Consider the following 25276-nt stretch of genomic DNA (forward strand, 5'->3'; position numbering starts at 1 on the left):
CTCCCAACATTCCACTTTAGTATAAAATATTGTCAGAAAAAAATCTACAATTTATCCCGTTATTCGTGGGCAGTAAGATCCTTTTTCAAGATTTTGAGAGCGGGGGACAACTGTTCATAAAAGCTTGATTGGTGCAATGCTTTTCCAAGTGTGTTAACAGTTGTCATTCATAGCCCGTAAGGTAGGTGCAAACAATAAGGTCAAGGTGGTCATCGTTATGAAATAAGATTCCCGGGGCTTATTTTGTAACGTTTTATATAGATCAAGGAACGGGTAGCTACCTGTTCCTTTGGACTTGTAAAACGGTAGCTGTCACATTACTATAAGTATATAAAGTGTTAGGGAGTAGGAAGTTACATGAGTGATATACATAAAAAAATAAAGAAAAAGCAATTCGCTTCGTTGTATTTGTTATATGGAACGGAGGCGTATTTTATCAATGAAACGCTTCGGCTTTTAACATCAGCAGCGTTAGTTGAAGAGGATCGTGAGTTCAATGTCGTTACGTATGACTTGGAAGAAGTGTACATAGAGGAAGTTATTGAGGACGCAAGGACGCTTCCTTTTTTTGGAGAACGTAAAATTATTGTTGTCAAATCACCGTTGTTTTTAACATCGCAAAAAGCAAAAATTGAGCAAAACGTCAAAGTGCTAGAAGAATATATTGCTGAACCTTCACCGTTTTCTATCCTTGTGTTTATTGCTCCGTTTGAAAAATTGGACGAGCGTAAAAAAGTCACGAAGCTCTTGAAAAAAACAGCGGATGTAGTAGAAGCAAATGCTATGCAAGTGCAAGATGTACGTAAATGGATTATAAGCCGCACGGAAGAAATGCATATTCAAATAGAAGAGGCGGCAGTTAGTTTACTATTAGAGCTTGTTGGAAGCAATGTAACGATGCTTGCTAAGGAAATGGATAAACTGACATTATATGTTGGAACAGGCGGTGAAATTACGGCAAAGCTTGTCGCAGAACTCGTTCCAAAGTCTGTTGAACAAAATGTATTTTCTTTAACAGAAAAGGTAGTAAAAAAAGATATCACAGGTGCGATGCGTATTTTAGAAGGCTTATTTACACAGCAAGAAGAGCCGATTAAACTGCTTGCGCTTCTTGTAAGTCAATTTCGTTTATTATATCAAGTGAAAGAACTTCAGCAGCGTGGTTATGGGCAAAATCAAATTGCATCGCATATTGGTGTGCATCCATATCGTGTGAAGTTGGCTATGAATCAAACAAATTCTTTTTCCTTTGAAGCGTTAAAACGAGTAATTCACGAACTTGCTGAGGCAGATTATAATATGAAGACAGGAAGAATGGATAAACGTCTTGTGCTAGAATTTTTTCTCATGCGTTTAAATCATATTGAATAGTGGAAAAATGTTCATGTAGACAACTACATGAACATTTTTTTGTAAATAAAAAACGACCCATACGGATCGTTTTTAAACGCCTTACGCGTTTACTTGTTTCGCTAAGCGAGATTTTTGACGAGATGCAACGTTTTGGTGGATAAGACCTTTACGAGCTGCTTTGTCAAGTTTTTTAGAAGCTACTTTGTATGCTTCTTTTGCTGTTTCAAGATCGTTATTGTTAACTAAAGCCTCTACAGTTTTAACAGCTGTACGCATGTCAGACTTGATAGAAGCGTTATGTGCACGACGCTCTTCGCTAAGTTTAGCGCGTTTGATAGCAGATTTAATGTTTGCCATATATTTCACCTCCCTGGTGCGATCGAGTGACTCGATTCTTACATAGAACAAGTGATATTCTATCAAACGAAGAAGAGAATTGCAATAGTGAGAACGATGAAATTTCAATATAGGAAAAGAATGTCTGAAAATAAATTGGGGAATTCTAATGAATATTGATTATAAATAGTGGAGGAGATTGTATGAGCGAACCGCTTGATTTAAGTAAATACGGGATTCGAACAGATCTTGCATTAGAAGCTCACCAAATGCTGCAAGAGAAGCAAGAAGAAAAAACTGCTATTCAAGGTGTAATTGTAAAAGAGCGCGAAGAAGAAGGGATTACAATTACAAAGGTGACGATTGATGAAAGTGCCGCTCCGGCGATGGGAAAGAAACCTGGAAATTATTTAACTTTAGAAGTACAAGGAATTCGTCAGCAAGATACCGCATTGCAACAAAAAGTAGAAGGGATTTTTGCAAAGGAATTTGCGCACTTTCTAAAAGAAATTGGCATAAGTGAAGAAGCGAGTTGCTTAATTGTTGGTCTTGGTAATTGGAATGTAACGCCGGATGCCTTAGGGCCAATTGTTGTAGAGAATGTCCTTGTTACGCGCCATTTGTTTAAGCTGCAGCCGGAAAGTGTTGAGGAAGGGTTTCGGCCTGTCAGTGCAATTCGACCGGGGGTTATGGGAATTACAGGGATTGAAACGAGCGATATGATTTATGGTGTCATTGAAAAGACAAAACCAGACTTTGTAATTGCGATTGATGCGCTTGCTGCTCGTTCTATTGAACGAGTAAATAGTACCATCCAAATTTCGGATACTGGTATTCACCCTGGTTCTGGTGTTGGGAATAAACGAAAAGAATTGAGTAAAGATACGCTAGGTATACCGGTGATTGCAATTGGTGTTCCGACTGTTGTAGATGCGGTTTCGATTACAAGTGATACAATTGATTATATTTTAAAGCATTTTGGACGTGAGATACGTGAAGGGGGAAAACCAGCTCGTTCTTTACTTCCAGCTGGTTTTACATTTGGAGAGAAGAAGAAGTTAACAGAAGAAGATATGCCGGATGAAAAAAGCCGCAATATGTTTTTGGGAGTTGTTGGTACGCTTGAAGAAGAAGAGAAGAGAAAGTTAATTTATGAAGTGCTAGCGCCGCTAGGACATAATTTAATGGTAACACCTAAAGAAGTGGATGCGTTTATTGAAGATATGGCGAATCTAATTGCGAGTGGTTTGAACGCAGCTCTTCATCATCAAGTTGATCAAGACAACACAGGGGCATATACGCATTGATTGGAAAAGGAGAAATAAGAAGTGGAGCAGTTTACACGCAAATGCATCATTGTCGTTGTTAGTGCATTTCTTATAACGTTAGCGGGTATACAAGTTGCCAATAGCGGATTGAAACGAATGAAAGGCTATAACGATCCGACATATGAGCAAATTGCTCACATAACAGGAACAAACTACGGAGAGATAGAAAAAACAATTATTGGAAATGCATTTTCCATTGAAGAAAAACAAAAACAACTAGAAGAATTAAAAAGCTTTAATATATTTGAGAGTGTGGGGAAAGGTTTGGCTTCTTTGGTGCAAAATGTCACTCGCAGCATAACATATACCATTGTTGATAAAATAAAAGGTGCATTTCATTAATGTAAAGTGTAAAAAAAGGGCTATCCTACGTACGAGTAGGATAGCTTATTGTATTTTTAGGAAAGGTTTGTCTATTGTTTACGAATTGCATATGATAAAAGTAAGAGTACTTGCTTATAACGTAACACCAGTTTTCATTGAATCTTTTTCCTTGTATTGATATAATCAGTGCTAGTGTATATTGGCGAGATTAATAGGAGTGATAAATAGATGAACAAAGAAGAAAGAGCAAAAAGGCAGTCTAAAATTCGTAACTTTTCCATTATTGCTCACATTGATCACGGGAAGTCAACGTTGGCAGACCGTATTTTGGAGAAAACAAATGCGTTAACACAACGCGAGATGAAAGCACAGTTGCTTGACTCCATGGATTTAGAGCGTGAGCGCGGGATTACAATTAAATTAAATGCAGTACAATTAACGTATAAAGCGAAAGACGGAGAAGAATATATTCTTCACTTAATTGATACACCAGGACACGTCGATTTTACGTATGAAGTATCTCGTAGTTTAGCGGCTTGTGAAGGTGCGATACTTGTTGTAGATGCGGCGCAAGGGATTGAGGCGCAAACATTAGCAAACGTATATTTAGCACTTGATAACAACTTAGAGATTTTACCGGTTATTAACAAAATCGACTTGCCAAGCGCTGACCCAGAGCGTGTTCGCCAAGAGGTAGAAGATGTAATTGGATTAGATGCATCTGAAGCTGTTCTTGCTTCTGCAAAAGCAGGCATTGGTATTGAAGAGATTTTAGAGCAAATCGTTGAGAAAGTACCAGCTCCAGCAGGTGATTCGGAAGAACCATTACAATGTATGATCTTCGATTCCTTATACGATCCGTACCGCGGTGTAATCGCATATATTCGTGTCGTAAACGGTACAGTAAAAGTTGGCGATAAAGTACGTATGATGGCAACGGGTAAAGAGTTTGAAGTAACAGAAGTGGGTGTATTTACACCGAAAACAACGCAACGTCAAGAGTTAACAGTAGGTGATGTAGGATTCTTGGCAGCATCTATTAAAAACGTAGGTGATACGCGTGTAGGTGATACGATTACACATGCAAAACGTCCAGCGGCAGAACCTTTACCAGGATATCGTAAATTAAATCCAATGGTATTCTGTGGTTTATATCCAATCGATTCTGCACGCTATAATGATTTACGTGATGCATTAGAAAAGCTAGAATTAAATGATTCTGCTCTTGAATTTGAACCAGAAACGTCTCAAGCACTTGGATTTGGTTTCCGCTGTGGATTCTTAGGATTACTTCATATGGAAATCATTCAAGAACGTATTGAGCGCGAATTTAAAATTGATTTAATTACAACAGCACCAAGTGTTATTTATAAAGTATATTTAACAAACGGTGAAGACATGATAGTTGATAACCCATCTAACATGCCGGATCCACAATCTATTGATCGTGTGGAAGAACCTTATGTAAAAGCATCTATTATGGTTCCAAACGATTATGTTGGCGCAGTTATGGAAATTTGCCAAGGAAAACGCGGAACATTTATTGATATGCAATATTTAGATGAAACGCGCGTTACTTTGACATACGAAATTCCATTGTCTGAAATCGTATATGACTTCTTTGATCAATTGAAGTCGAATACGAAAGGATATGCATCGTTTGATTACGAGCTAATTGGTTATAAACCGTCTAAGCTTGTGAAGATGGATATTTTATTGAATGGTGAGCAAGTCGATGCGCTATCTTTCATTGTGCATCGTGACTCAGCATATGACCGCGGAAAAGTAATTGTAGAAAAATTAAAAGAGTTAATTCCAAGACAGCAGTTTGAAGTGCCTATACAAGCGACAATTGGAAATAAAGTTGTGGCGCGTTCTACAATTAAAGCGATGCGTAAAAACGTATTAGCAAAATGTTACGGCGGTGACATTTCGCGTAAACGTAAACTTCTTGAAAAACAAAAAGAAGGTAAGAAGCGTATGAAGTCTGTTGGTTCTGTAGAAGTACCGCAAGAAGCATTCATGGCTGTACTGAAAATGGATGATAACTAATAAAAAGAAGCCGTACAAACGGCTTCTTTTTATTTAGGAAGCAAAAACCAAAGTATTTAAAGTTTCGGTTAATATTTAGACATCTTTGTATCTCTCCTTTACAATAGTGGTGAAGCTTTTGATTGTAAGGAGAAAAGTTATTTGGGGAAGAATGCGAATAGAGAAAGTTCGCATAGGATTACAGAAGTAAATAAACCTCCGAAATGCGGAGGTTTTCTTTTTAGAAAGGTAGGAGCAGAACTTGATACAAGCTGCATATATTCATATTCCGTTTTGTCAGCATATTTGTCACTATTGTGATTTTAATAAAGTGTTTATTGAACGTCAGCCAGTTGAACAGTACTTGCAATATTTAGAGAAAGAAATTGCGAATACAATCAACAAAACGCCTTTTAAAGAAATGAAAACGATTTTTGTTGGTGGAGGAACGCCAACAGCGTTAAATATGGAACAGACAAAGCAATTGCTAGATATTATTAATCGTCGTTTACGTCCGTTTGCGCCAAATTGTGAACTAACTTTTGAAGCGAATCCTGGAGATTTACCTAAAGAAAAATTAAATCTTTTATTAGAAGGCGGTGTAAACCGGATTAGTTTTGGTGTTCAAACGTTTCGCGATGAATTGCTAGAAAAGATTGGGCGCAGACATACGAGAGAAGATGCATTCGTAGCGATTCGGGAGGCGCAGGAAGTTGGTTTTACAAATATTAATGTTGATTTAATTTATGCACTGCCGAGGCAAACGATAGAGGATGTAAGAGAAACGTTAGATATTGCGTTTACACTTGGAGTTCAACATTTCTCTGCGTATTCTTTAATTGTTGAACCGAAAACGGTCTTTTATAATTTAATGAATAAAGGAAAACTGAGACTTCCAGGAGAAGACCATGAAGCAAAGATGTATGAAATTGTGATGGATGAGATGGAAAAGCATGGTTACCAGCAGTATGAAATTAGTAATTTTTCGAAAGAAGGCTATGAAAGTAGACATAACCTCACATACTGGAATAATGAAGAATACTATGGTTTCGGAGCTGGCGCTCATAGTTATGTAAAGGGTGAGCGAATTCAAAATGTGGGTCCATTAAAACAATATTTCGCGAAAATCGATGAGGCAGGTTTGCCGTATTTAGATGTTCATACAGTAACAGGGCAAGAAAAAATGGAAGAAGAGTTATTTTTAGGGCTTCGAAAAACAGCAGGTGTTTCAAAAATAGAATTTAGCAAAAAATTCGGCGTAGAGATGAACGACATCTTTGCGAAACAATTACATCATAATAAAGAACATGAATTGCTGCAAGAAACAAATAATCATGTCTGTTTAACAAGAAAAGGGAAGTTATTAGGAAATGAAGTCTTTCAATCATTTTTAGTGGATTAACCTAATATGAAATTTTACTGTATCCCGTTCTATATAAATTAAAAACCGACAGAAAAACCCCTTTCTTTTTTAGGGGGGGCGAGAGCATCTAGCCGCGCATAGAAACGGTCAGGGCCTTTTCCTATCATATGCAAGGTTTAAAACAGAAGGAGAACGCAAGTAGAGGTCATATTGTATTTTGTATAGCAGCAACTTATATGTCAGAAAAATAAAATGAATAAATAACAGTAGGTGCAGAAAGGTGAATTGAGAAGAAGAACCGTCTGTAAGAGCCTGATTGGCAGGGCTAATTAGCAGGAAAAACCCGTTCAGCTAAAAGTTTCACTTTATCCCGCTCAAACAGACAGTATATGAAGATGACTCAAGAAGGGAAACTGTCTGTAAGAGCCCGATTGGTTCAACTAATTAGCAGAAAAAACCCGTTCAGCTAAAAGTTTCACTTTATCTCATCACGTTTCCGTTGACAATTCAATATCAATTTTGGTAAGTTAGTAATAGATTTAGCACTCGAAACATAAGAGTGCTAACAGAGGTGATGATGAAATGCTTACGGAACGTCAGCTCTTAATTTTACAGGCGATAATTGACGATTTTATCGGATCAGCACAACCTGTTGGATCAAGAACATTAGCTAAGAAAGAAGAAATTACATTTAGCTCAGCAACAATTCGAAATGAAATGGCTGACTTAGAAGAATTTGGATTTATTGAAAAAACACATAGTTCTTCAGGGCGCGTTCCTTCTGAAAAAGGGTATCGCTTTTATGTAGATCATCTTCTTGCACCGCAACATTTGCCAAGTGAGGATGTTGTACAAATTAAAGACTTGTTCGCTCAAAGAGTTTTTGAAGCAGAAAAGCTTGCGCAGCAATCCGCGCAAATTTTATCAGAACTCACGAATTATACGGCAATTGTTCTTGGGCCAAAAGTAAGTGCGAATAAGCTGAGAAATGTACAAATTCTTCCACTCGGTCATCAAACAGCGGTTGCAATTATTGTAACTGATACAGGACATGTGCAAAGTAAAACAATCACAGTTCCGGAATCTGTTGATTTGCAAGATTTGGAAAAAATGGTTAACATTTTGAATGACAAGTTGTCTGGTGTACCGGTGTCAGAACTGCATAATAAAATCTTTAAAGAAATTGTAATGGTTTTGCGTCAGTACGTTCATAATTATGATAGTGTTATGAAAATGTTAGATGGTACATTTCAATTTCCATTATCTGAAAAAATATATTTTGGTGGAAAAACAAATATGCTTGCGCAGCCAGAATTCCATGATATTCAAAAGGTCCGATCATTATTTAATATGATTGAAAATGAAGATGCCTTTTATGACATCTTAAAGAGTAAACAAATTGGCATTCAAGTGAAAATTGGCCGTGAGAATTCTTCTGCTGTAATGGAAAATTGTAGTTTGATTTCTGCGACATACTCGATTGGAGATGAGCAGCTTGGAACAATTGCGATTTTAGGACCAACAAGAATGCAATATTCTCGTGTCATTAGTTTGTTGCAATTGTTTACAAAACAATTTACAGATGGACTGAACGGTTTGTATAAACCGAAATAATAAGAAACTTTCATTTGTGGCGGAGATAGATTCCGCTACTGATGATTAGTTGAATATAAAAAAATAGATAGCTGGGTTCGTGCGGAGTTGTGCCTGCCCTGCCTTTTTAAGGAGGTGAAAGTTGTGGAAGAGCGTAATGAACAAGTGATAGAAGAAGTAAAAGAAGCGCAAACAGAAGAAGCTGTAGCACCAGAAAATAGCGAAGAAACTGTTGAAGAAAAAAGTGAAGCTGCTCTTTTACAAGAAAAAGTAGATGAATTACAAGCGAAATTGACGGAAACGGAAGGTCGCATGCTTCGTCTACAAGCTGATTTTGAAAACTATAAGCGCCGCGTTCAACTAGAGAAGCAAGCGGCTGAAAAATATAGATCACAAAGCCTTGTGTCAGATATTTTGCCGGCTCTTGATAACTTTGAAAGAGCAATGCAAGTAGAAGCAAATGATGAGCAGATGAAATCCTTATTACAAGGGATGGAAATGGTATATCGTCAGTTGCAAGAAGCATTAGCAAAAGAAGGTGTTGAAGCGATTGAAGCTGTTGGAAATCAGTTTGATCCGCATGAACATCAAGCTGTTATGCAAGTAGAAGACAGTGAATTTGAATCAAATGCGGTTGTGGAAGAATTCCAAAAAGGCTATAAGCTAAAAGATCGTGTGATTCGACCATCAATGGTAAAAGTAAATCAATAATTACATAAATGTAGGAGGTTTAGTCATGAGTAAAATTATCGGTATTGACTTAGGTACAACAAACTCTTGTGTAGCTGTTATGGAAGGCGGAGAGCCAAAAGTTATTCCAAATCCAGAAGGTAACCGTACAACTCCTTCTGTTGTAGCTTTCAAAAATGAAGAGCGTCAAGTAGGGGAAGTAGCGAAGCGTCAAGCAATTACGAACCCAAATACAATCATGTCTGTTAAACGTCATATGGGTACAGACTACAAAGTAGAAGTTGAAGGTAAAAACTACACACCTCAAGAAATTTCTGCAATCATTTTACAAAACTTAAAAGCTTCTGCTGAAGCGTACTTAGGTGAAACAGTAACAAAAGCTGTTATCACAGTACCAGCATACTTCAACGATGCAGAACGCCAAGCAACAAAAGATGCAGGCCGCATTGCTGGTTTAGAAGTAGAACGTATTATTAACGAACCAACAGCAGCAGCGCTTGCTTACGGTTTAGAAAAACAAGACGAAGAACAAAAAATCTTAGTATATGACTTAGGCGGCGGTACGTTTGACGTATCTATCCTTGAATTAGCAGATGGAACATTTGAAGTTATTTCAACTGCTGGTGACAACCGTCTTGGTGGTGACGACTTTGACCAAGTGATCATTGATCATTTAGTAGCTGAATTCAAAAAAGAAAATAACATTGATTTAAGCCAAGATAAAATGGCACTTCAACGTTTGAAAGATGCAGCTGAAAAAGCGAAAAAAGATCTTTCTGGTGTAACGCAAACACAAATTTCATTACCATTCATTAGTGCTGGAGCTGCTGGTCCATTACACTTAGAATTAACTTTAACAAGAGCGAAATTCGAAGAGCTTTCAGCTAACCTTGTTGAAAGAACATTAGAACCAACTCGTCGTGCGTTAAAAGATGCTGGTCTTTCTCCAAGTGAATTGGATAAAGTTATTCTTGTTGGTGGTTCTACTCGTATCCCAGCTGTACAAGAAGCAATTAAACGTGAAACGGGTAAAGAACCATATAAAGGTGTTAACCCTGATGAAGTTGTAGCATTAGGTGCTGCAGTACAGGGTGGTGTACTTACTGGTGACGTAAAAGGCGTTCTATTATTAGACGTAACTCCGCTTTCTTTAGGTATTGAAACAATGGGCGGCGTGTTTACAAAATTAATTGAGCGTAACACAACAATCCCAACAAGTAAATCACAAGTGTTCTCAACAGCTGCTGATAACCAACCGGCAGTAGACATTCATGTACTACAAGGTGAGCGTCCAATGGCAGCGGATAACAAAACGTTAGGTCGTTTCCAATTAACAGACATTCCGCCAGCACCACGCGGCATTCCGCAAATCGAAGTAACATTCGATATTGATGCGAACGGTATCGTAAACGTACGTGCGAAAGATTTAGGAACAAGTAAAGAACAAACAATTACAATCCAATCTTCTTCAGGTCTTTCTGATGAGGAAGTAGATCGTATGGTAAAAGAAGCGGAAGCAAATGCTGATGCTGACCAAAAACGTAAAGAAGAAGTTGAACTTCGTAACGAAGCGGATCAACTTGTATTCCAAACAGATAAAGTTGTAAAAGACTTAGAAGGCAAAGTAGATGCAGCTGAAGTAGCGAAAGCAACAGAAGCAAAAGATGCATTACAAGCGGCAATCGAGAAAAATGATCTTGATGAAATCCGTGCGAAAAAAGATGCACTTCAAGAAATCGTACAACAATTAACTGTAAAATTATATGAACAAGCTCAAGCTGCTGCAGGAGCACAGCAAGCAGAAGGCGCACAAGGAAATGCAGGCGCAAAAAACGATAATGTAGTAGATGCTGAGTTTGAAGAAGTAAAAGAAGATAAATAATCAAATAAGTAAGATGACAAAAAGTCAAAGTCAAGCGTGCCTTGGCTTTGGCTTTTTTCACGAGTGAAGAAAAGACTGGGTATACATGGAGTCTTTTGTGTGAGAGTCCAATCTTTTTCTTTTTGCATACTGTAAGTGAGGAAACAGTGTTGCAAAGCACTTTCTTTCGATGTTAAAATTACGTTTATGTGAAAGGATTCGGGGGGTACAAACTTATGAATAAACGAGATTACTATGAGGTGCTTGGCGTTAGCAAGGGTGCTTCAAAAGATGAGATTAAAAAAGCATATCGTCGTTTGGCGAAAAAGTATCATCCAGATGTAAGTACTGAAGAAAATGCAATTGAAAAATTTAAAGAAGTGCAAGAAGCATACGAAGTATTAAGTGATGATTCAAAACGTGCGCAGTACGATCAATTTGGTCATGCTGATCCAAATCAAGGTTTTGGCGGAGGCGACTTCGGTGGAGGCTTTGGCTTTGAAGACATTTTCAGTTCATTCTTTGGTGGTGGAGGCGGTAGACGTCGTGATCCAAATGCACCGCGTCAAGGGGCAGACCTTCAATATCAAGTTTCTTTAAATTTTGAAGAGGCAATTTCTGGTAAAGAGATGGATATTGAAATTCCAGCTGAAGATCCTTGTAATACATGTAGCGGTAGCGGAGCAAAACCTGGAACTTCAAAGGAAACATGTTCACATTGTTCTGGAACAGGTCAAGTTAGCGTGGAGCAAAACACACCATTTGGTCGCATTGTGAATCGTCAAGCTTGTAGACAATGCTCTGGAACAGGCCAAATTATTAAAGAGAAATGTACAACATGTCATGGATCTGGAAAAGTACGTAAGCGCAAAAAAATTAATGTTAAAATTCCAGCGGGTATTGATAACGGTCAACAAATTCGCGTTACTGGTAAGGGAGAAGCTGGTATTAACGGCGGCCCGGCAGGAGACTTATATGTAGTAGTTCGTGTGAAAGATCATGAATTCTTCCATCGCGAAGGTGATGATATTATTTGCGAAATGCCATTAACATTCGCACAAGTAGCGCTTGGGGATGAAGTGGAAGTTCCGACAGTGCAGGGGAAAGTAAAATTAAAAATTCCAGCAGGAACACAAACAGGAACAGAATTCCGTTTAAAAGGAAAGGGTGCGCCAAACGTACGTGGATATGGGCAAGGTGATCAATACGTAGTAGTACGTGTTGTTACGCCAACGAAATTAACATCGCACCAAAAAGATTTATTAAGAGAATTTGCAGGTCAAGAAGATCATGATGATAGCCTATTTGGAAAGCTTAAGAGAGCTTTTAAAGGGGAATAATGGAAATAAAAGATGGAGTTGGTAAATTGTGAAATGGTCAGAAATTAGTATTCATACAACAGAGGAAGCAGTAGAAGCAATCTCGCATATTTTACACGAAGCAGGTGCAAGTGGCGTTGCGATTGAAGATCCTGCTGAATTAACGAAAGAGCGTGAACAACAATTTGGCGAGATTTATGCATTAAATCCAGCTGAATATCCAGCAGAAGGTGTGCTTGTAAAAGCGTATTTCCCAAAGAATGATGCTTTACAAGAAACAATTACAAATGTAAAGTCGTCCATTGATCTATTACCTTCTTATGGAATCGAGATTGGAGCAGCGACTGTATCTGTTAATGAAGTAGATGAAGAGGATTGGGCAACTGCTTGGAAAAAATATTACCATCCGGTGAAAATTTCTGATACATTTACAATTGTGCCAACATGGGAAGAGTATACTCCTTCCTCACCTGAAGAAAAAATTATTGAATTAGATCCAGGAATGGCATTTGGTACGGGAACGCATCCGACAACAACGATGTGCATCCGTGCTTTAGAGAAAACTGTCCAGCCAGGAGATACTGTCATTGACGTTGGAACGGGTTCTGGTGTATTAAGTATTGCAGCGGCTAAATTAGGTGCTGCTTCTATTCAAGCATACGATTTAGATCCGGTTGCAGTAGAAAGTGCGGAAATGAATGTACGATTAAATCATACAGAACATGTTGTAACTGTTGGACAAAACAGCTTACTAGAGGGCATTGAAGGGCCTGTTGATTTAATTGTCGCAAATTTACTAGCGGAAATTATTTTACTATTCCCAGAAGACGCAGCGAAAGTTGTAAAACAAGGTGGATTGTTCATTACATCTGGTATTATTGCTGCAAAAGAAAAAGTGGTAACAGAAGCGTTAGTAGATGCTGGTTTTACAGTAGAAGAAGTGTTAACAATGGAAGATTGGGTAGCAATTATTGCGCGTAGAGGGTAAGATAAAGTTTCCTTAATCAAGTGTTTTCAGGGAAAGGTAAGCGGAAAGTCTCTCGTTGAAAGTAGCGAGGGACTTACCGTTTGTTTCATACAAATCATACCGTTTGGCTCTTTTCGTAAGCACTCGTTTACGAAAAGAGCCAAACTTTACTAAGGTGATAGAATGCAACGTTATTTTGTAGAAGAACAAAATGTAAATGAAATGGCGATTCGTATTGTAGGAGATGATGTGCATCACATCGGAAGAGTAATGCGTATGACGCCTGGTGATCAAATTTATTGTTGTACAAATGGGAAGACGGCAATTTGTACAATTGCTGAAATTACCAATGAATTTGTAAATGCGACTATTGTAGAATGGGTAGAGATGTCAACTGAGCTACCTGTTTTTGTGACAATTGCAAGCGGATTGCCTAAAGGTGATAAGCTTGAGTTGATTTTACAAAAAGGAACTGAGCTTGGAGCAGCAGGCTTTTTACCGTTCCAAGCATCTCGATCTATTGTGAAATGGGATGCGAAAAAAGCTGGGAAAAAAGTAGAGCGTTTTAATAAAATTGTCAAAGAGGCAGCTGAGCAGTCTCATCGCAGTGAGATTCCGACTGTGTATGCGCCTGTTTCTTTTAAAGAGCTTCTCGCGATGAGCAAAGATTATGATAACTGTCTCGTTGCGTATGAAGAGGAAGCGAAACAAGGTGAAAAATCAAATTTCGCTAAGGCTTTAACAAAATTAAGGCCAGGACAAAAGGTGCTCATTGTATTTGGGCCAGAAGGTGGTTTAACGGAAGAAGAAGTATCTTCTCTTTCTGAGTATGCCTTTGTACCTTGTAGTTTAGGACCAAGAATATTGCGGACAGAAACGGCGCCTTTATACGCGCTAAGTGCCGCTTCTTATCATTTTGAATTAATGGGGTGAGTTATATGGCAACTGTTGCGTTTCATACGTTAGGTTGTAAAGTAAACCACTACGAGACAGAAGCAATTTGGCAACTGTTTAAACAGGGTGGTTATGAACGAACTGAATTTGAAAAAACAGCTGATGTGTATGTAATTAATACATGTACAGTAACAAATACAGGGGATAAAAAAAGTCGTCAAGTTATTCGTCGTGCCGTTCGTCAAAATCCTGATGCGGTAATTTGTGTAACGGGATGTTATGCACAAACATCTCCAGCGGAAATTATGGCAATTCCAGGTGTAGATATTGTAGTCGGAACGCAAGATCGTGAGAAAATGCTTGGCTATATTGAAGAATACCGTAATGAACGTCAGCCGATTAATGCTGTACGTAACATTATGAAAACACGTGTATACGAAGAGTTAGACGTACCATATTTTACAGATCGTACGCGTGCATCTTTAAAAATTCAAGAAGGATGTAACAACTTCTGTACGTTCTGTATTATTCCGTGGGCTCGTGGTTTAATGCGTTCTCGTGATGGGAAAGAAGTCATTCGCCAAGCGCAGCAATTAGTAGATGCTGGTTATAAAGAAATTGTTTTAACAGGTATTCATACAGGTGGATACGGTGAAGATATGAAAGATTATAACTTAGCGGGATTACTTCGTGATATGGAAGCGCAAGTAACAGGTTTAAAACGTCTTCGTATTTCTTCTATTGAGGCAAGTCAAATTACAGATGAAGTGATTGAAGTACTGCGTGATTCTAAAGTTGTTGTCCGTCATTTACACATACCGCTTCAATCTGGATCTAATACAGTATTGAAACGTATGCGTCGTAAATATACAATGGAGTTTTTCCAAGAGCGTTTAGACCGCTTAAAAGAAGCGCTGCCAGGACTTGCAATTACATCTGATGTTATCGTTGGTTTCCCAGGTGAAACAGAAGAAGAATTTATGGAAACGTTCAATTTCATCAAAAATAATCGTTTCTCTGAACTTCATGTATTCCCGTATTCAAAACGTACGGGGACACCAGCAGCACGTATGGAGGATCAAGTGCTAGAAGAAATCAAGAACGAGCGTGTACACCGCTTGATTGCATTATCTGATCAATTAGCGAAAGAATATGCATCTCAGTTTGAGGGTGAAGTGCTTGAAATTATTCCGGAAGAACCATTTAAAGAAGCTGGTCGTGAAGGATTATATGTAGGCTACACGGATAATTACTTAAAAGTTGTCTTTGAAGGCTCTGAAGAATTAATCGGTAAATTAATTAAAGTAAAAATTACGAAAGCTGGTTATCCTTACAATGAAGCACAATTTGTTCGTGTGCTAGAAGATGCATCTCCAAAAGAATCAGCAAGTGCGTAACAGAAAAGCATGCAAACGGTTTTGTTTGTATGCTTTTTTATTTGCTGGAGAAGTTAAAATATGAAACCGCTATACTTTATGATATAATGCTGAAGATTAAGGTTGTCAGACAACTTGTGAGCAACGAATTCACTAAGTATAAGTTGAGGAAGGGGTAAATTTAATATGAACTATGCAAAATTAATTGATCATACAGCATTAAAACCAGATACAAAAAAAGAGGCAATCGTGACTTTATGTGAAGAGGCAAAACAACATGATTTTGCTTCTGTATGTGTAAATCCAACATGGGTTGAAACGGCAGCGGAACTGTTAAAAGGAACAGATGTAAAAGTTTGTACAGTAATTGGTTTCCCTCTTGGAGCAAATACACCAGAAACAAAAGCATTTGAAACAACAGATGCGATTGCAAAAGGTGCAACAGAGGTTGATATGGTAATTAACATCGGAGCTTTACAAGATAAAAACGATGCGTTAGTAGAGCGTGATATTCGCGCTGTTGTAGAGGCTGCAAAAGAAAAAGCGCTTGTAAAAGTAATTATTGAAACATGCTTACTTACAGAAGAAGAAAAAGTTCGTGCTTGTGAATTGTCTGTAAAAGCAGGCGCCCATTTTGTAAAAACATCAACAGGATTTTCAACAGGTGGTGCAACAGTAGAAGATGTTGCGTTGATGAGAAAAACAGTAGGACCAAATATCGGTGTAAAAGCATCAGGCGGTGTTCGTGACGAAAAAGGCATGGATGCAATGGTAGAAGCAGGTGCAACACGTATCGGAACAAGCTCTGGCGTAGCATTAATAAGCGGAAAAACAGCAACAACTGATTATTAATTTAAAAGCGGAGCCGACTGTTCAGTCTCGTCGGCTAAGGTTCTTTCACGCAGAAGGTGTTCTTTACCTTCTCGCGTGGAAGGTTCTTAGACGTGAGGGACTAGGAGGTGTAGCTGGATAAAAATAAAAGCGGAAGCCGCTCGTTTAGAACATGAGGGCGCTGGAGCCCTTGACGTAGAGGCGTTATTTGCCTCGTAGGAAAGAGTGAAACGATCGATTGTTCTAGCGGTTGTAGCTGGATAAAATAAAAGCGGAAGCCGACTCGTTTAGAACATGAAGGCGTTGGAGCCCTTGACGTAGAGGCGCTTTTGATCTCGTTTGGCAGGTTACGGTGCAGTACTTAAAGGGTGACAAAGCAGAAGTGAACATTTGGATAGAATCATGTTGAATTGATATAGAAATATATATCGAAAATGTGCGTTTCATGAAAAAAGAAGAGCAAGTACTCTTCTTTTCTTTTATCAGATAGTTGACCAAAAAGTATAAAATGTATTATAATCGTAAAAGACATGCTGAGAAAGTGTTTACTTTTTGCATGCTGAAATTAGGATGTAAGTGGATGTTTCGGAGGGAGGGAAAGAGAATGTCAAAAACAGTCGTTCGTAAAAACGAGTCTTTGGAGGATGCACTTCGCCGTTTTAAAAGATCAACTTCTAAAGCTGGTACGCTTGCTGAAGCAAGAAAACGCGAGTTCTATGAAAAGCCAAGTGTAAAACGTAAGAAGAAATCTGAAGCGGCAAGAAAGCGTAAATTCTAAGAGAGGGTGTAATTTATGAGTCTTCTCGGTCGTTTAAACGATGATATGAAACAAGCGATGAAGAATAAAGAAAAAAATAAATTAACCGTTATTCGTATGGTTAAGGCTGCTTTACAAAATGAAGAAATTAAACTGCAGAACCCTCTTACAGAAGAAGAGGAACTAACAGTTTTAACTCGTGAAGTAAAACAGTATAAAGACTCCCTCCTTGAGTTTGAAAAAGCGGGTCGTGAAGACCTTGTCGATAAACTGAAAAGCGAAATTCAGATTTTAGAAACATATTTGCCAGAGCAATTGACAGAAGAAGAATTGCTTGCTGTTATTCAGCAATCTATCTCTGAAGTTGGTGCAGCTTCTAAAGCTGATATGGGCAAAGTGATGAGTGCTGTTTTGCCGAAAGTAAAAGGTAAAGCGGATGGCTCACAAGTGAATAGGCTTGTTTCACAACTATTAGCATAAAAAAGCGTCTCATTTATAATGAGACGCTTTTTTATGTTTTTTTTCAATTTGGACGTGATATTACAAGCTTTTTTTTCATACATATGGGATGAGAGGGGGGTCTTCGATGAGAAAGTTGCAGCAAATGAAAAACTGGATTACTAAGCAGATAGACCTACCTGCAGATGTGTTCATGGATCTGCCGAGAATTACACTTGTTGGGCAGGTACATATTTATATAGAAAATCATCGTGGATTATTGGTATTTAGTGATAAAGAGGTGCGGCTTTTATTAAAACAAGGACAATTATTAATAAAAGGAGACTCTTTTGTAATTAAGACGATTCTTCCAGAAGAGCTTTTACTTGAGGGAACCATTGAACAAGTCTTGTTTTTAGAAGACGAAAAAAAAGGTAAATAAAGTGAAACTTCCATTTGTGAGAGGTTTTATCGAACGAATCGGGCATAAGCAGACAGTATTTACTTCTTAGTTCTTTCGCTGCTAACCGTTTGAGTAGGGTACAGTCATAGATGTGGTGCAGATCTCTTAAGGGACTGCGCCTTTTTTAGAAAGCTGATGGAGGCGAGCTATGAAAAATAAGTGGTTTACAAATTGGATTGGGTATGTAAAAGTGCGAATTCAAGGAAGAGGAGCAGAACGATTTATTAACGAATGTGTACGACGAGATATCCTAGTTTGGGACGTCAAGAAAGTTGCAGACGATACACTTGTATTTTGTATGCTACTTCGTGATGTGAAACGATTACGCCCGATTTACCGTAAAAATGAATGCAATCTATACTTCATTGGACGTTACGGGGTTCCATTTTGGAATAAGCGCTTACTTCGGAATAGTGGTTTTTTTGTTGGTTTTCTTTTATTTTTCCTAGGTGTCATTGTTTTATCAAATATGGTATGGAAAATAGAGATAACAGGAGCAAAGCCGGAGACGGAATATATCATGATGAAAGAATTGGACAAAATGGGTATTAAAAAAGGAAAGCTTCAATTTCAAATGCCGAGTGTAGAGAAGGTACAGCGTTATTTGACTGATAATATTAACGCCATTACATGGGTTGGTTTGGAAGTGAAAGGAACAACGTATCATTTTAAAATAGTTGAAAAAAATGAACCAGAAAAAGAAAAAGAACAGCTGCCACAACATTTAGTCGCAAAAAAAGAAGCGATTGTTACAAAAATGTTTGTAGAAATAGGAAAACCAATAGTTATGAAAAATGATTATGTACAAAAAGGACAACTTCTTGTGTCAGGGATGTATGGGAAAGAGGAGAGCCCCACGATTGTATCAGCTAAAGGTGTTGTATTTGGTGAAACTTGGTACAAGTCTGAAGTGGAGGTGCCTCTAAAGACGACATTTCAAGTTTATACAGGGGATTCGTATAAAGAACATTATCTTACTTTTGGAAACATGAAAATAAAAATATGGGGATTTCAGCATGATAAGTATAAGCAGTCTAAAACGGAGACAGTAAGACATGATGTGAAATTGCTCGGTTTTACACTGCCGATTGCTTATGAAAAAGCGATTGTACGTGAAGAAGAAGAAGCAAACCGTGAATATACAGAAAAACAGGCACTGGCGGTGGCCGAGGAAATGGGACAAAAAGAATTAAAGAAAAAATTGGATGAACGTGCTATGATTATAGGGAAGAAAGTTTTGCATAAACAGGTTGAGAATGGGAATTTAAAATTATTGCTGCATTATACAGTAATTGAGAATATTGCAGAGGCTCAACCGCTATCTGAATCCGATATTCAAGGAGATTGAGTAATTAATGGCTGAACAATTAGTAGAGATGAATCAACAATTGGAAAACCATAATGAAGCAATTGCTTTGTTTGGAGTAAATGATGCACATTTAAAAATAATTGAGAACGAACTTGAAGTATCGATTGTTACAAGAGGGGAATCTGTTCGTGTATCTGGAACAGACGAAGCGGTAGCGCTTGTTGAAGGTATATTACAACAGCTTTTAGTTGTTATTCGCAAGGATGTATCGATTTCTGAGCGTGATGTAACCTATGCTATTCAACTTGGTCGTCAAGGGAAACTGGCTCATTTTGAAGAGTTATACGAAGAAGAAATTTTTAAAACAGCAAAAGGTAAGTCTATCCGTGTAAAAACGATGGGACAAAGGCAATATATTTATGCCATTAAGAAAAATGACATTGTGTTTGGAATGGGGCCAGCAGGTACTGGTAAAACATATTTAGCTGTAGTAATGGCTGTTCGAGCATTAAAAAATGGTTATGTGAAAAAAATTATTTTAACAAGACCTGCCGTGGAAGCGGGAGAGAGTCTTGGTTTTTTACCTGGAGATTTGAAAGAAAAAGTGGATCCATATTTACGACCTCTTTATGATGCTCTTCATGATGTACTTGGGCAAGAACATACGCAAAGAATGATGGAACGCGGTATCATTGAAGTTGCTCCATTAGCGTACATGAGAGGACGAACACTCGATGATGCATTTGTGATTTTAGATGAGGCGCAAAATACAACGGGAGCGCAAATTAAAATGTTTTTAACACGTCTTGGATTTGGCTCAAAAATGGTTGTAACAGGAGATCCATCTCAGATTGATCTACCGAAAGGTGTGAAATCTGGTCTTTCAATTGCAGCGAATGTATTAGACCGTGTGCCTGGTCTTTCGTTTATTAAACTTGAGCAGTCGGATGTTGTTCGTCATCCGCTCGTACAGCGTATTATTGAAGCATATGATAAAATGGAATGATCCTACTTATAAGGATCATTTCTTTTTATCTCAATTGGTTCTAACCTTCTAGAGAAGAACACTCTAAAAGGAAGTTTCACTGTATATTTTTTATATATAAATCCATTTTGATTTTTCGACATACAAGTCACTGCTATGCAGAATACAACATGACCGCTACTTGTTTGCTCCTTTTGTTTGTAAACCTCGCATGTGGCAGGAAAAGGCCCTGACCGTTTCTGTGCACGGCCAGATGCTCTCGTCCTCCTCTAAAAGAAAGTGGTTTTATGTCGTTTTTTTAACTTGCATGTATATAGATTTTGTGAACAGGTTGGCTAATGCTTTATTTTTTATTATCATAAATAAAGGAAATGGTATTTGTTCTGTTTCACTTAATATTTGGAGAGGAGAAGGTATTGTAATTATGTTAAGGTTGCAAGAAGTTGCTAAGTGGTTTCGTAATTTACAGCATTCGAAAAAACTGAGCTGGATTTCTTATATTTTAATAGGAGCAGTGTTATTTTTTGCACTGATGAATAATGTAAAACCAGAACAACTCGATGTCAAAATGTTGTCTATTTCTAAAAAGACAATCCATTCTCCCATCAAAATTGAAGATAAAGTAACGACAGAAAAGAAAAAGAGAGAAGCAGCTCAAAAGATTGAAGATCAGTATACATATCGAAGTGAATATAAGCAAAATCGGATTGATGTTGTGAACTCAGTTTTTGATGCAATTAAGGAAGTGAATGCAGAGTCAAATGCAGCCGCTTCGGCGCCGGCAGGACAAAATAAATTGTCGGCGGCAGAAAGATTGGATAAGTTAAAGGAGAAACTCCCAAGGGAGTTAACAAAAAGTTTGTCTGATCAAGTGTTATTACAATTTCTAGGTGCGACAGATGATCAGCTTCTTATAGCGAGGGAATCAACTGTCACAGCTGTGAATAGTTTAATGAGTTCTCATATTAAAATGAATGAAGTAGATCAGTTTAAAGACCGTATTACTAACGAGTTAAAAAATGTATCTGTCAGCAATGAATTGAAGCAAGCAATTACTGCGCTTGGACAGTATGCGATTGTACCGAACTATTTTTATGATTCGAATGCAACGAAAGAAAGAAAGCAAATGGCAATAGATCAAGTAGCTCCTGTTTATATTTTGCAAGGTCAAATTCTTGTGAAAGAAGGAGACACAATTACAAGAGAAGCGTATGAACAGTTAAAGTTAGTGGGGTTATTGGATCAAAGTAATTCGTTTCAGCCGTATTTGGGTCTAGCTATTTTTATTGGTGTTCTTTTATTTTTCATGCATAAGCAATTTGTAGCATTTTTGAAGCCGAGAAGAGAGGACAAGCCATATATTTTAGCTTATACAACAATTGTCGCTATTACAGTTGTTTTAATGAAAATTATTAGTTTGTTTCAAAAGTTAGAATATGTCGGTATTGCTTATATTGCTCCAGTTGCAATGGGGACTATATTAGTAAAATTAATGATTGGTGATCGATTTGTTTTTATAACAAGCGTAATTTTTTCGGTGTGCGGCAGCATTTTATTTAATGAAGGTGTGACGAGTACACTTAATTATGCAGTCGGAATTTATGTATTGCTTAGCTCGCTTTCTGTTAGTATTTTCTTACGGGAAAAGCATCGTCGTACAATGCTATTGCAAGTTGGGATACTTGTATCGATTTTAAATGTTGTCGTATTAGCAGCTTTATTGCTATTGCGTAACGGAAACTTTTCGGCAATTGAGATTGGAACACATTTAGTAATGGCAGCGGCGTCTGGGATTATTTCATCTATTTTAGCGATGGGGATATTGCCGTATTTAGAGAGCGGTCTTGGTCTTGTCTCTAGCATGAAATTAATAGAATTAGCAAGTCCGAACCATCCGTTGATTCGCAAAATTCTGTTAGAAGCACCCGGAACGTATCATCATAGCGTTATGGTTGCCAATTTATCAGAAGCTGCATGTGAAGCTATTGGGGCGAATGGAGTATTAGCACGTGTAGGAGCATATTATCATGACATCGGAAAAACAGTGCAGCCGCATTTCTTTATTGAAAATCAAATGGGTATATCAAATCCCCATGATCGGTTAGACCCTGAAACAAGTAGAGATATTATTATCTCTCATGTTACAAATGGAGTGAAAATGTTAGAAGAACATCATATTCCACAAGAGATTATTGATATTGCGGCCGAGCATCATGGAACGACTCTGTTAAAATATTTCTACTACAAAGCAATGCAAGAAGATAAAGAGAAATATACAGAAGAAATGTTTCGTTATCCAGGGCCAAAAGCAACATCTAAAGAATCGGCAATTGTTGGGATTGCTGATAGTGTAGAAGCGGCAGTTCGTTCGATGAATGCACCAACACCGGAGCAAATTGATCATCTTGTTCGCAGTATTATTAAAGATCGTTTACAAGATGGCCAATTCAGTGAATGTAATTTAACATTTAAAGAACTGCAAATTGTCGGGAAAACATTATGTGAAACATTAAATGGAATTTTCCATTCTCGAATTAAGTATCCAAAATTAACAGAAGAAAAGGTGAACTAAATGGGATTAATAATTGACTTTATTGATGAAACAGAAGAAGTAAAAGAAGAGTATGTTGAGATGATTCAACAATTAGTTGAAAAAGCTGCAGAGATAGAATCTGTAGAAGGTGGAGCAGAGCTTTCAATCACATTTGTTAATAATGAACGTATTCAAGAAATTAACCGTGAATATCGTGATAAAGATCAGCCAACAGACGTAATTTCTTTTGCGATGGAAGATATGGGGGAAGGAGAAATGGAAATTGTCGGGGTGGAAATGCCTCGTATGTTAGGTGATATTATTATTTCTATTCCGAGAGCGAAAGAGCAGGCTGAAGAATATGGTCATTCTTTTGATCGTGAACTTGGTTTTTTAGCGGTGCATGGTTTTTTACATTTGCTTGGTTATGATCACATGACAGAAGAAGAGGAGAAGGTTATGTTTGGGAAGCAAAAAGAAATTCTTGATGCATTTGGATTAGCTAGATGAAAAAAGGAAAACTTATAAACAGTTTTCGCTATGCGTTTGCTGGTATTTTCTTTTGTTTTCGCTATGAACGAAATGTGCAAATTCATTGTTTAGCAGCGTGTATTGTTAGTTTGCTTGGTCTTTATTTTCATGTTACAAAAACAGAATGGCTCATTTTAATTTTGACTATTGGTGTTGTATTTGCGCTAGAAATCGTGAATACAGCGGTGGAGAAAACCGTTGATTTAGTAACCATGGATGTGAAGCCTCTTGCTAAAATAGCAAAAGATACAGCAGCAGGCGCCGTATTAGTTTTCTCGATTATTGCTGTTGTAATTGGTGCTATTATCTTTGGACCGTATATGATATAGTTGCATTCCAAAGATTTTTATCTTTTCATATTGTGAATGGAAAGGAAGAGAAACGATGAACAACAATGAATTAATTCAAGAAGCGATTGAAGCGCGTAAACAAGCATATGTACCATATTCTAAATTTCAAGTAGGTGCTGCCTTATTAACGACAGACGGGAAAGTATACCGTGGTTGTAATGTTGAGAATGCATCGTATGGGTTATGTAACTGTGCGGAAAGAACAGCGCTATTTAAAGCGATTTCTGAAGGAAGCACAGAATTTACTGCAATTGCAGTTGTAGCAGATACAAGACGTCCGGTACCTCCATGTGGAGCGTGTCGTCAAGTTATGGTAGAATTGTGTAAGTCAAATACAAAAGTATACTTGACAAATTTACAAGGTGACATACAAGAAACAACAGTAGGAGAATTGTTGCCAGGAGCATTTGTAGCGGAGGATTTACATGAATAGAGAAGGTTTTAAATCAGGTTTTGTCTCTATTATTGGGAGACCAAACGTTGGGAAATCAACATTTTTAAATCGAATTATCGGTCAAAAAATTGCGATTATGAGTGATAAACCACAAACAACACGTAATAAAATTCAGGGTGTGTACACAGAAAATGATGCGCAAGTCGTATTTATTGATACACCAGGTATACATAAACCAAAGCATAAGCTTGGCGATTTTATGGTTAAAATGGCTCAAACAACAATAAAAGAAGTAGATATTGTTTTATTTATGGTCAACGCAGAGGAAGGCTTTGGACGTGGTGAAGAGTTTATCATCGAAAAATTACAAGAAACGAAGCAACCGGTATTTTTAGTTATTAATAAAATTGATCAAGTCCATCCAGAAGAGCTCCTCGGACTGATTGATCGATATCGTACGTTATATAATTTTGCTGAAATTGTGCCAATCTCAGCATTACAAGGAAATAATATTGATGCGTTAATCGGCGCAATTAAAAAGTATTTACCAGAAGGCCCTCAGTATTATCCGGAAAATCAAGTAACGGATCATCCGGAACGCTTTATTATTGCGGAACTTATTCGTGAAAAAGTATTGCATTTAACACGTGAGGAAGTGCCGCATTCTGTTGCCGTAGTTATTGATGCAATTCAAAAGCGTGAAGGTGGAGCGATTTACGTTAATGCCACAATTATTGTAGAACGTCCATCGCAAAAAGGAATTGTAATCGGAAAACAAGGTAAGATGTTAAAAGAAATTGGGAAAAGAGCGCGCCTTGATGTGGAGTCGCTTCTTGGTTCAAGAGTATTTTTAGAACTGTGGGTAAAAGTGCAGAAAGATTGGCGCAACAAAATGTCCCAGTTACGTGATCTTGGCTTCCGTGAAGATGAATATCTATAAAGTGAAACGTTTTTACTGCTCGCAAATTGCGGGATAAAAGCTGTATAATTTAGCAAAATTTTTCTCACATGAAAATGAACAAAATGGGTCATTTTAATAGCAAAGAAAGAAATTGGATTACATGAACGCTCACTGAGAAAGGTGGATTCTTATGTTAGATTTTACCTGGAAAGTTTTCTCGAAAACAGGAAGCATTGAAACATATCTTCTTTTGAAGGAAATGGAAAAAAATGTAGAAGATGAAATGCAACAGCATGAAGAAATACAAGTAGAGCTAGATTCTCCAATTTCCTAACCCATTTTGTTCGAA

25 protein-coding genes are annotated in these 25276 nt (G+C 37.7%); 24 read left to right on the plus strand and 1 reads right to left on the minus strand.

What is annotated here, in order from left to right; all coding sequences use genetic code 11:
- Nucleotides 1-357: 357 nt before the first annotated feature.
- Complete coding sequence (gene holA / locus WAZ07_RS02610) at nucleotides 358-1371, plus strand: DNA polymerase III subunit delta (protein ID WP_336471198.1); 1014 nt, start codon at nucleotides 358-360, stop codon at nucleotides 1369-1371.
- A gap of 81 nt (nucleotides 1372-1452) precedes the next feature.
- Here holA and rpsT read toward each other — a convergent pair whose 3' ends face one another.
- A complete protein-coding gene (gene rpsT, locus WAZ07_RS02615) occupies nucleotides 1453-1710 on the minus strand; it encodes a 30S ribosomal protein S20 (protein WP_020062230.1) in 258 nt (85 codons plus the stop codon).
- A gap of 182 nt (nucleotides 1711-1892) precedes the next feature.
- On the opposite strand from rpsT, the gene gpr reads away from it, so the two are divergent.
- From gpr to WAZ07_RS02730, 23 genes are all read left to right on the plus strand, one after another.
- Nucleotides 1893-2996, plus strand: a complete 1104-nt coding sequence (gpr, locus tag WAZ07_RS02620; protein WP_336471199.1) for a GPR endopeptidase — start codon at nucleotides 1893-1895, stop codon at nucleotides 2994-2996.
- Nucleotides 2997-3017: 21 nt separating this feature from the next.
- Nucleotides 3018-3359 carry a DUF3679 domain-containing protein gene (locus WAZ07_RS02625; protein WP_336471200.1) on the plus strand — a complete coding sequence of 114 codons (342 nt, stop codon included), beginning with the start codon at nucleotides 3018-3020 and terminating at the stop codon, nucleotides 3357-3359.
- Between the two features lie 210 nt (nucleotides 3360-3569).
- The gene (lepA, locus tag WAZ07_RS02630; protein ID WP_336471201.1) at nucleotides 3570-5393 is read left to right on the plus strand and encodes an elongation factor 4; all 1824 of its coding nucleotides are present in this window, start codon (nucleotides 3570-3572) and stop codon (nucleotides 5391-5393) included.
- 241 nt (nucleotides 5394-5634) lie between these two features.
- Nucleotides 5635-6774 carry a radical SAM family heme chaperone HemW gene (hemW, locus tag WAZ07_RS02635; RefSeq protein WP_336471202.1) on the plus strand — a complete coding sequence of 380 codons (1140 nt, stop codon included), beginning with the start codon at nucleotides 5635-5637 and terminating at the stop codon, nucleotides 6772-6774.
- A gap of 543 nt (nucleotides 6775-7317) precedes the next feature.
- Nucleotides 7318-8349 carry a heat-inducible transcriptional repressor HrcA gene (gene hrcA / locus WAZ07_RS02640; protein WP_336471203.1) on the plus strand — a complete coding sequence of 344 codons (1032 nt, stop codon included), beginning with the start codon at nucleotides 7318-7320 and terminating at the stop codon, nucleotides 8347-8349.
- Nucleotides 8350-8472: 123 nt separating this feature from the next.
- The gene (gene grpE, locus WAZ07_RS02645) at nucleotides 8473-9039 is read left to right on the plus strand and encodes a nucleotide exchange factor GrpE (RefSeq protein ID WP_336471204.1); all 567 of its coding nucleotides are present in this window, start codon (nucleotides 8473-8475) and stop codon (nucleotides 9037-9039) included.
- Nucleotides 9040-9064: 25 nt separating this feature from the next.
- Entirely contained in the window at nucleotides 9065-10900 is a 1836-nt protein-coding gene (gene dnaK, locus WAZ07_RS02650; protein ID WP_336471205.1) for a chaperone protein DnaK, read from the plus strand.
- 215 nt (nucleotides 10901-11115) lie between these two features.
- On the plus strand, nucleotides 11116-12219 hold the full coding sequence (gene dnaJ / locus WAZ07_RS02655; RefSeq protein ID WP_336471206.1) for a molecular chaperone DnaJ: 1104 nt from the start codon (nucleotides 11116-11118) through the stop codon (nucleotides 12217-12219).
- A gap of 28 nt (nucleotides 12220-12247) precedes the next feature.
- Nucleotides 12248-13186 carry a 50S ribosomal protein L11 methyltransferase gene (prmA, locus tag WAZ07_RS02660; protein WP_336471207.1) on the plus strand — a complete coding sequence of 313 codons (939 nt, stop codon included), beginning with the start codon at nucleotides 12248-12250 and terminating at the stop codon, nucleotides 13184-13186.
- A gap of 162 nt (nucleotides 13187-13348) precedes the next feature.
- The gene (locus WAZ07_RS02665; RefSeq protein WP_336471208.1) at nucleotides 13349-14098 is read left to right on the plus strand and encodes a 16S rRNA (uracil(1498)-N(3))-methyltransferase; all 750 of its coding nucleotides are present in this window, start codon (nucleotides 13349-13351) and stop codon (nucleotides 14096-14098) included.
- 5 nt (nucleotides 14099-14103) lie between these two features.
- The gene (gene mtaB / locus WAZ07_RS02670) at nucleotides 14104-15456 is read left to right on the plus strand and encodes a tRNA (N(6)-L-threonylcarbamoyladenosine(37)-C(2))-methylthiotransferase MtaB (protein ID WP_336471209.1); all 1353 of its coding nucleotides are present in this window, start codon (nucleotides 14104-14106) and stop codon (nucleotides 15454-15456) included.
- A gap of 165 nt (nucleotides 15457-15621) precedes the next feature.
- A complete protein-coding gene (deoC, locus tag WAZ07_RS02675; RefSeq protein WP_090916700.1) occupies nucleotides 15622-16287 on the plus strand; it encodes a deoxyribose-phosphate aldolase in 666 nt (221 codons plus the stop codon).
- A 583-nt stretch (nucleotides 16288-16870) separates the two neighbouring features.
- On the plus strand, nucleotides 16871-17044 hold the full coding sequence (gene rpsU, locus WAZ07_RS02680; protein ID WP_020062243.1) for a 30S ribosomal protein S21: 174 nt from the start codon (nucleotides 16871-16873) through the stop codon (nucleotides 17042-17044).
- Nucleotides 17045-17059: 15 nt separating this feature from the next.
- Nucleotides 17060-17503 carry a GatB/YqeY domain-containing protein gene (locus tag WAZ07_RS02685; protein WP_090916698.1) on the plus strand — a complete coding sequence of 148 codons (444 nt, stop codon included), beginning with the start codon at nucleotides 17060-17062 and terminating at the stop codon, nucleotides 17501-17503.
- A gap of 106 nt (nucleotides 17504-17609) precedes the next feature.
- Complete coding sequence (gene yqfC / locus WAZ07_RS02690) at nucleotides 17610-17903, plus strand: sporulation protein YqfC (protein WP_035429805.1); 294 nt, start codon at nucleotides 17610-17612, stop codon at nucleotides 17901-17903.
- Nucleotides 17904-18072: 169 nt separating this feature from the next.
- Nucleotides 18073-19272, plus strand: a complete 1200-nt coding sequence (gene yqfD, locus WAZ07_RS02695; protein ID WP_336471210.1) for a sporulation protein YqfD — start codon at nucleotides 18073-18075, stop codon at nucleotides 19270-19272.
- Between the two features lie 7 nt (nucleotides 19273-19279).
- Nucleotides 19280-20239, plus strand: a complete 960-nt coding sequence (locus WAZ07_RS02700; RefSeq protein WP_336471211.1) for a PhoH family protein — start codon at nucleotides 19280-19282, stop codon at nucleotides 20237-20239.
- A 403-nt stretch (nucleotides 20240-20642) separates the two neighbouring features.
- The gene (locus WAZ07_RS02705; RefSeq protein WP_336471212.1) at nucleotides 20643-22790 is read left to right on the plus strand and encodes an HD family phosphohydrolase; all 2148 of its coding nucleotides are present in this window, start codon (nucleotides 20643-20645) and stop codon (nucleotides 22788-22790) included.
- Nucleotides 22791-23261, plus strand: coding sequence for an rRNA maturation RNase YbeY (ybeY, locus tag WAZ07_RS02710; RefSeq protein WP_336471213.1), 471 nt, complete (start codon nucleotides 22791-22793; stop codon nucleotides 23259-23261).
- A complete protein-coding gene (locus tag WAZ07_RS02715; RefSeq protein WP_336471214.1) occupies nucleotides 23258-23611 on the plus strand; it encodes a diacylglycerol kinase family protein in 354 nt (117 codons plus the stop codon). The genes ybeY and WAZ07_RS02715 overlap by 4 nt, the downstream gene beginning before the upstream one ends.
- Nucleotides 23612-23666: 55 nt before the next feature.
- Nucleotides 23667-24065 (plus strand): cytidine deaminase, encoded by a 399-nt coding sequence (locus WAZ07_RS02720; protein ID WP_090916690.1) that lies wholly within the window; start codon nucleotides 23667-23669, stop codon nucleotides 24063-24065.
- Entirely contained in the window at nucleotides 24058-24966 is a 909-nt protein-coding gene (era, locus tag WAZ07_RS02725; RefSeq protein WP_090916688.1) for a GTPase Era, read from the plus strand. The genes WAZ07_RS02720 and era overlap by 8 nt, the downstream gene beginning before the upstream one ends.
- Nucleotides 24967-25117: 151 nt before the next feature.
- On the plus strand, nucleotides 25118-25261 hold the full coding sequence (locus WAZ07_RS02730; RefSeq protein WP_090916686.1) for a YqzL family protein: 144 nt from the start codon (nucleotides 25118-25120) through the stop codon (nucleotides 25259-25261).
- Nucleotides 25262-25276 lie beyond the last annotated feature (15 nt).

The sequence above is a fragment of the Bacillus bruguierae genome (assembly GCF_037104725.1).
In the GTDB taxonomy this organism is placed as follows: domain Bacteria; phylum Bacillota; class Bacilli; order Bacillales; family Bacillaceae_G; genus Bacillus_A; species Bacillus_A bruguierae.

Bases quoted from the DNA above. Each gene is read 5' to 3' on its own strand.
- holA (WP_336471198.1), top strand. From the start codon at position 358: ATGAGTGATATACATAAAAAAATAAAGAAAAAGCAATTCGCTTCGTTG.
- rpsT (WP_020062230.1), bottom strand. From the start codon at position 1,710: ATGGCAAACATTAAATCTGCTATCAAACGCGCTAAACTTAGCGAAGAG.
- gpr (WP_336471199.1), top strand. From the start codon at position 1,893: ATGAGCGAACCGCTTGATTTAAGTAAATACGGGATTCGAACAGATCTT.
- lepA (WP_336471201.1), top strand. From the start codon at position 3,570: ATGAACAAAGAAGAAAGAGCAAAAAGGCAGTCTAAAATTCGTAACTTT.
- hrcA (WP_336471203.1), top strand. From the start codon at position 7,318: ATGCTTACGGAACGTCAGCTCTTAATTTTACAGGCGATAATTGACGAT.
- dnaK (WP_336471205.1), top strand. From the start codon at position 9,065: ATGAGTAAAATTATCGGTATTGACTTAGGTACAACAAACTCTTGTGTA.
- dnaJ (WP_336471206.1), top strand. From the start codon at position 11,116: ATGAATAAACGAGATTACTATGAGGTGCTTGGCGTTAGCAAGGGTGCT.
- WAZ07_RS02665 (WP_336471208.1), top strand. From the start codon at position 13,349: ATGCAACGTTATTTTGTAGAAGAACAAAATGTAAATGAAATGGCGATT.
- mtaB (WP_336471209.1), top strand. From the start codon at position 14,104: ATGGCAACTGTTGCGTTTCATACGTTAGGTTGTAAAGTAAACCACTAC.
- deoC (WP_090916700.1), top strand. From the start codon at position 15,622: ATGAACTATGCAAAATTAATTGATCATACAGCATTAAAACCAGATACA.
- rpsU (WP_020062243.1), top strand. From the start codon at position 16,871: ATGTCAAAAACAGTCGTTCGTAAAAACGAGTCTTTGGAGGATGCACTT.
- WAZ07_RS02685 (WP_090916698.1), top strand. From the start codon at position 17,060: ATGAGTCTTCTCGGTCGTTTAAACGATGATATGAAACAAGCGATGAAG.
- yqfC (WP_035429805.1), top strand. From the start codon at position 17,610: ATGAGAAAGTTGCAGCAAATGAAAAACTGGATTACTAAGCAGATAGAC.
- yqfD (WP_336471210.1), top strand. From the start codon at position 18,073: ATGAAAAATAAGTGGTTTACAAATTGGATTGGGTATGTAAAAGTGCGA.
- WAZ07_RS02700 (WP_336471211.1), top strand. From the start codon at position 19,280: ATGGCTGAACAATTAGTAGAGATGAATCAACAATTGGAAAACCATAAT.
- WAZ07_RS02705 (WP_336471212.1), top strand. From the start codon at position 20,643: ATGTTAAGGTTGCAAGAAGTTGCTAAGTGGTTTCGTAATTTACAGCAT.
- ybeY (WP_336471213.1), top strand. From the start codon at position 22,791: ATGGGATTAATAATTGACTTTATTGATGAAACAGAAGAAGTAAAAGAA.
- WAZ07_RS02715 (WP_336471214.1), top strand. From the start codon at position 23,258: ATGAAAAAAGGAAAACTTATAAACAGTTTTCGCTATGCGTTTGCTGGT.
- WAZ07_RS02720 (WP_090916690.1), top strand. From the start codon at position 23,667: ATGAACAACAATGAATTAATTCAAGAAGCGATTGAAGCGCGTAAACAA.
- era (WP_090916688.1), top strand. From the start codon at position 24,058: ATGAATAGAGAAGGTTTTAAATCAGGTTTTGTCTCTATTATTGGGAGA.
- WAZ07_RS02730 (WP_090916686.1), top strand. From the start codon at position 25,118: ATGTTAGATTTTACCTGGAAAGTTTTCTCGAAAACAGGAAGCATTGAA.